At 47.8% G+C, this 5,194-nt stretch carries 6 protein-coding genes and 4 tRNA genes; 3 read left to right on the forward strand and 7 right to left on the reverse strand.

Translation table 11 applies throughout. From position 1 onward, the window contains the following. From J1778_RS00180 to J1778_RS00200, 5 genes are all read right to left on the reverse strand, one after another. Positions 1 to 250: GTP-binding protein (locus J1778_RS00180; RefSeq protein WP_238484488.1), on the reverse strand; the 250-nt coding region annotated here is incomplete at its 3' end. Between the two features lie 108 nt (positions 251 to 358). Further along, positions 359 to 434, reverse strand: a tRNA-Thr gene (locus tag J1778_RS00185). A gap of 7 nt (positions 435 to 441) precedes the next feature. Beyond that, a tRNA-Gly gene (locus tag J1778_RS00190) sits at positions 442 to 516 on the reverse strand. A gap of 131 nt (positions 517 to 647) precedes the next feature. Then, positions 648 to 732, reverse strand: a tRNA-Tyr gene (locus J1778_RS00195). An 18-nt stretch (positions 733 to 750) separates the two neighbouring features. Then, a tRNA-Thr gene (locus J1778_RS00200) sits at positions 751 to 826 on the reverse strand. Positions 827 to 863: 37 nt separating this feature from the next. On the opposite strand from J1778_RS00200, the gene J1778_RS00205 reads away from it, so the two are divergent. The 3 genes from J1778_RS00205 to coaA all read left to right on the forward strand — a co-directional run bounded on the left by J1778_RS00205 (position 864) and on the right by coaA (position 2,916). Further along, the gene (locus tag J1778_RS00205; RefSeq protein ID WP_217171499.1) at positions 864 to 1,091 is read left to right on the forward strand and encodes a hypothetical protein; all 228 of its coding nucleotides are present in this window, start codon (positions 864 to 866) and stop codon (positions 1,089 to 1,091) included. A gap of 118 nt (positions 1,092 to 1,209) precedes the next feature. Then, positions 1,210 to 1,722, forward strand: a complete 513-nt coding sequence (locus J1778_RS00210; RefSeq protein ID WP_238484489.1) for a GNAT family N-acetyltransferase — start codon at positions 1,210 to 1,212, stop codon at positions 1,720 to 1,722. A 243-nt stretch (positions 1,723 to 1,965) separates the two neighbouring features. Then, on the forward strand, positions 1,966 to 2,916 hold the full coding sequence (gene coaA / locus J1778_RS00215) for a type I pantothenate kinase (RefSeq protein ID WP_217171500.1): 951 nt from the start codon (positions 1,966 to 1,968) through the stop codon (positions 2,914 to 2,916). A gap of 53 nt (positions 2,917 to 2,969) precedes the next feature. On the opposite strand, the gene birA is transcribed toward coaA, so the two are convergent. Further along, entirely contained in the window at positions 2,970 to 3,929 is a 960-nt protein-coding gene (gene birA, locus J1778_RS00220) for a bifunctional biotin--[acetyl-CoA-carboxylase] ligase/biotin operon repressor BirA (RefSeq protein WP_217171501.1), read from the reverse strand. Continuing rightward, positions 3,926 to 4,963 carry a UDP-N-acetylmuramate dehydrogenase gene (gene murB, locus J1778_RS00225; protein ID WP_217171502.1) on the reverse strand — a complete coding sequence of 346 codons (1,038 nt, stop codon included), beginning with the start codon at positions 4,961 to 4,963 and terminating at the stop codon, positions 3,926 to 3,928. Before murB ends, birA begins: the two co-directional genes overlap by 4 nt. Between the last annotated feature and the right edge of the window lie 231 nt (positions 4,964 to 5,194).

The raw sequence follows: 5,194 nt of genomic DNA on the forward strand, positions 1-5,194 counted from the left end.
CTGGGCAGTCAACGTGCGCGTAGTGACGAGTCGGGGTGTCATATTCAACGTGGGAAGTGTTGATGGTGATACCACGAGCTTTTTCTTCTGGTGCGTTATCGATCTGGTCGAATGCGCGTGCAGAACCACCATAGGTTTTAGCCAGAACGGTAGTGATTGCTGCAGTCAGGGTAGTTTTACCGTGGTCGACGTGGCCGATAGTACCAACGTTAACGTGCGGTTTGTTACGTTCAAATTTTTCTTTAGACATCGATTGTCCCTCTAAGACACGGTTAAATCGGTGGTATCACCACATCAACCAAGCATTTGCTTGACGAATTAGTTTACAGAAAGAAAATCAGGAGGGAGGATTTGGAAGTGGTGCTGATAGGCAGATTCGAACTGCCGACCTCACCCTTACCAAGGGTGTGCTCTACCAACTGAGCTATATCAGCACATACTTGGAGCGGGCAGTGGGAATCGAACCCACATCATCAGCTTGGAAGGCTGAGGTAATAGCCATTATACGATGCCCGCATCCTGGAACTCGGCTACCTGATTGTTCTGAAGAACTTCGAAGACGGGGAAAAGGACGTGAGACACTTAATTCCTCACCTTCACTTGAAGCGACTCTATCACTTCAAGCTGCCTCATTGCTAAGGCTTGTATGGTGGTGGGGGAAGGATTCGAACCTTCGAAGTCGATGACGGCAGATTTACAGTCTGCTCCCTTTGGCCGCTCGGGAACCCCACCTAATTGTTAGTACTTGAATGGTGCCGGCACCAAGAGTCGAACTCGGGACCTACTGATTACAAGTCAGTTGCTCTACCAACTGAGCTATGCCGGCATCAAGTGCTGCGCATTCTAGGGAGACTTTGAGGGCTATGCAACAAAAAAATTGCATGTTTTGCGCTATCGCTCATGTTTTATTCAAAAAACCTGCTTTTTCCCATTTCAAAGGGTTTATCGGATTAAATAATGCGCGAAAATATTGCTTCCCAGCGCAGGGATGGCAGCCGCTACCTGATGTTTTTTGCCGGTTGCTCTTTAAAAACCTCTTTACCGCATGCAAGGCTGACTTGCGCACCACAAAAGTACCTTTGCTTCAATAATGGGCGTAAAAAGCTGCTTTATCTTTTGCGGAAGCTGATCTGACGGCTAAATTTGTTGGCGTATTTATTGCAACCTCCTTTATGAACGCACTATTTTTATCATCCGGGGAGGGCAGCGATGAAAATTGTAAGGCTTAATGCCGCAACATTACCGGTCTACAGAGATGAACTTGCACAATTGCTGGTAGAAGCTAACAGCCAGGGAGCATCTGCCGGCTTCCCTCACGTTATAGAACAAAAACAGGCCGAAGATACATTCCATGATTTGCGCCCTGCTCTTTCTCAAAACGAAGTATTGCTTTGGATTGCCAGAGACGAGCAGGGTGTCATCGGTACCGTTCAGCTTGATTTAGCCGGTAAGACTGAGCTATCACGTCAGGCTGAAATCAGCACCCTGCTGGTGTGTTCGCGGGCGAAACGTCGCGGTGTGGGGCGCATGTTAATACGAGTTCTGGAAAACACCGCTCAGGATTTGCGTTGCACCGTACTTTCCTCAGATATGCAGTCTGGCTCAGAGGCTGAAGCTTTCTACCGTGCTCAGGGTTATCGCTGTGTGGATTGCAGTCACAACACGACCGGCTACAGCCGAAAAAACGAAGTGGTCTATTACAAGCAGCTCTCTCTTTTATAACCCCGCGTCCCATCCTCATTTCTAGTCCGCTATGGTGCGGTGAGTTTTACGCCGCACTACAAGAGGCTTTTCCCTGTTTTCATAACTTTCTTAAAAATTTTTAAACTCAATCAAAGAAATCGATAAGTTATAAGAAAAAGATCTCCCCCAAAAATTAAGGTGTCTATAATATGCTGCTGGTTTACTGTCTGGAGTTGGCGTGATCGCCTTTCCTGACCTGCGCTAACAGGCAGACTTTAACTTATGAAAAAAAGAGACCCATCTTTGGCAACTCCTTATCTGCAGTTTGACCGTGCGCAGTGGGCAGCCTTACGTGATTCAGTCCCCCTCACGCTTAAAGAAGCGGAAGTGGTAAACCTGAAAGGCATCAACGAGGACTTGTCCCTTGAAGAAGTGGCACAGATCTATCTGCCGCTTTCGCGCCTTCTCAATTTTTATATCAGTTCAAACCTGCGCCGGCAGGCCGTGCTGGAGCAGTTTCTTGGCACCGATGGGCAAAAGATACCCTATGTGATTGGGATTGCGGGCAGCGTTGCAGTAGGTAAAAGCACCACGGCGCGTGTCCTTCAGGCGCTCCTCAGTCGCTGGCCAGAGCATCGTTCGGTTGAACTGATTACGACAGATGGTTTCCTGTATCCCAATAAGACGCTCCAGGAGCGCGGGATCATGAAGAAAAAAGGCTTCCCGCAGTCTTACGATATGCATCAGTTGGTCAATTTCGTTTCCGAAGTCAAATCAGGTGCTAAGCATGTGACTGCGCCGGTCTATTCACACCTTATCTATGATGTGATCCCGGAGGGGAATAAAGTTATTGAGCAACCGGATATTTTAATTCTGGAAGGGCTCAACGTCCTGCAAAGTGGGATGGATTATCCGCACGATCCGCACCGTGTATTTGTTTCCGACTTTGTTGATTTCTCAATATACGTTGATGCTCCCGAAGACTTATTACAGGGTTGGTATATCAACCGGTTCCTCAAATTCCGTCAGGGCGCCTTCTCCGATCCGGATTCTTATTTCCATCACTATGCAAAACTGCCTGAAGAAGAAGCAGTGAATATTGCGACGCAGTTATGGAATGAGATTAATGGATTGAATCTAAAACAAAATATACTGCCAACGCGTGAGCGAGCCAGTCTGATTTTGACAAAGAGCGCTAATCACGCGGTCGAAAGTGTCCGGCTGAGAAAATAAACGTTCATCCAGCGATATTATGATAAAGGAGAGCTGGCTCTCCTTTATTTTAATCAAAGACCACGCAGTGAAATTTCCCCACCGATATAGGGCTTAAGGACACCGTCCTGCTCCAGCAGCAATGCGCCCTGAGGATCAATCCCACGCTCAATACCGTGGATTTCCTGTTCACCGATCAGCAGCTTAACCGGGCGATCAAGGAAATTATCCAGACCACGCCAGCGGGCGATAAACGGTGTCAAACCTTCGCGCTCAAAGTGCAATAAAGCAGAACGCAGCTCATTCAAAAGTGTGGCAGTCAGTTCATTACGATCAATATTAACGCCGGCTTCCTGCAGGTTAATCCAGCCCTGATTTATCGTATCAGTCGCAGGCTCGCGCATTTTGAGGTTAATACCCGCACCGATAACCAGTTGCGCGGCATCTCCGGTTTTGCCTGTCAGCTCCACAAGGATCCCGGCCAGCTTACGGTCATTAAGATAAAGATCGTTAGGCCATTTAACCCGGACATCTTTGGCTCCCAGACGCTGAAGCACTTCGGCCATCACTATACCAATTACCAGACTGAGCCCCATGGCTGCTGCCGGACCTTGTTCCAGTTTCCAGTACATTGAAAGATAGAGATTGCTGCCAAAGGGCGAAAACCATTTGCGACCACGTCGACCACGTCCCGCCTGCTGATACTCGGCCACACAGGCATCACCGGAACTCAGCTCGCCGATTCTGTCCATCAGATACTGGTTTGTTGAATCAATGACAGGCAGAACGCTAACTCTTCCAGATGGCAGCATCTCGAGAATCTTAGCTTCATCAAGCAACTGGATTGGATGCGGGAGACTGTAACCTTTACCAGGAACGGTAAATATATCCACCCCCCAGTCCCGTACCGTCTGAATATGCTTATTTATTGCCGCGCGGCTCATCCCCATGGCTGTACCTAATTGCTCACCAGAATGAAACTCGCCATCAGCCAGGATAGAAATTAACTGCAACGGAACCGTAATATCTTTCATGACAACGCCCCTACGGCATTTACTTCGCCTTGAGAGGCGATGAAACGGACTTCTGGTTCTAGCCAGATACCAAATTTTGCAGCTACATTATCACGCACGTATTTAGCCAGCGCGCGTACATCTGCGCTGGTAGCGTGATCTTTATTAATCAGCACTAATGCCTGTTTATCATGAACAGCCGCACCGCCAATGCTAAAGCCTTTCAGACCAGCCTGCTCTACTAACCAGCCTGCTGCGAGTTTAATTTTCCCATCTGGCTGAGGGTAAGCAGGCATTAAAGGATACTCGAGACTGATTTTTTCAGCGACAGAGGCATCGACGGTCGGATTTTTATAAAAGCTTCCCGCATTGCCCGTCACCGCAGGGTCTGGCAACTTACTCTGGCGCATCGCGCAAACGGAATCGAAGATCTGACGGGGAGTCACAGTTTCAGGGCTCAGACGACTTAAATCACCATAAGTGAGTTTTGGCTGCCATTGTTTTAAAAGCTTGAGTCCGACGGCGACGATTGCGTAACCTTCTTTATAGGCATGTTTAAAAATGCTTTCACGATAACCGAACTGGCATTCTGCAGACGATAAACGGGTTACCTTCCCGATTTTAAGATCTAAAACATCAACGTAATCGCAGATGCTTTGCAACTCGACTCCATAGGCGCCGATATTTTGAATGGGGGCCGAACCGACACAACCTGGAATTAAGGCAAGATTCTCAAGACCGGCAATATTATGCTCCAGGGCATAACAAACCAGCTGATGCCAGTTCTCACCCGCCCCCACATGCATGAGCCATTCATTTGCATTTTCAATCAGCTCAATACCTTTGATCCGGTTAAGAGCGATGATTCCCGCAAAGTCCTCAAGGAAAAGAACATTACTCCCTTCACCTAAAAGCAAAAAGGGCTGCTGCCTTTCCTGAGCCAATTTCCAGGCATCTGTTAATTGTTTCGCGTTGTGAGCATAAATAATTTCAGCAGCATGGGCTGCGAGAGAAAAGGTATTCAGAGACTGAAGAGAGGTGTCGTCAATCGACATAACAATATTACTCATGAGTGACTTAGTTGTGGTTAGTTTAACCGATCCCATATCCCGATACTTCGGGTTTTGTAAGCCGCAATGGAGCAACGAATGCAAAAATCAGGACAAATAACGTTCAAAACACCCCAAATTTTACATAGCAAAAAGCTCTGTACGTCAGTACAGGGCTTTCCACTTATTTGATGCCTGGCAGTTGATGACCCACTCCGTGGCTCACCCTTCGGGTCG

Source organism: Rahnella bonaserana, assembly GCF_019049675.1.
Lineage (GTDB): Bacteria > Pseudomonadota > Gammaproteobacteria > Enterobacterales > Enterobacteriaceae > Rahnella > Rahnella bonaserana.

Bases quoted from the DNA above. Each gene is read 5' to 3' on its own strand.
- J1778_RS00205 (WP_217171499.1), top strand. From the start codon at position 864: ATGCAACAAAAAAATTGCATGTTTTGCGCTATCGCTCATGTTTTATTC.
- murB (WP_217171502.1), bottom strand. From the start codon at position 4,963: ATGTCGATTGACGACACCTCTCTTCAGTCTCTGAATACCTTTTCTCTC.
- coaA (WP_217171500.1), top strand. From the start codon at position 1,966: ATGAAAAAAAGAGACCCATCTTTGGCAACTCCTTATCTGCAGTTTGAC.
- birA (WP_217171501.1), bottom strand. From the start codon at position 3,929: ATGAAAGATATTACGGTTCCGTTGCAGTTAATTTCTATCCTGGCTGAT.
- J1778_RS00210 (WP_238484489.1), top strand. From the start codon at position 1,210: ATGAAAATTGTAAGGCTTAATGCCGCAACATTACCGGTCTACAGAGAT.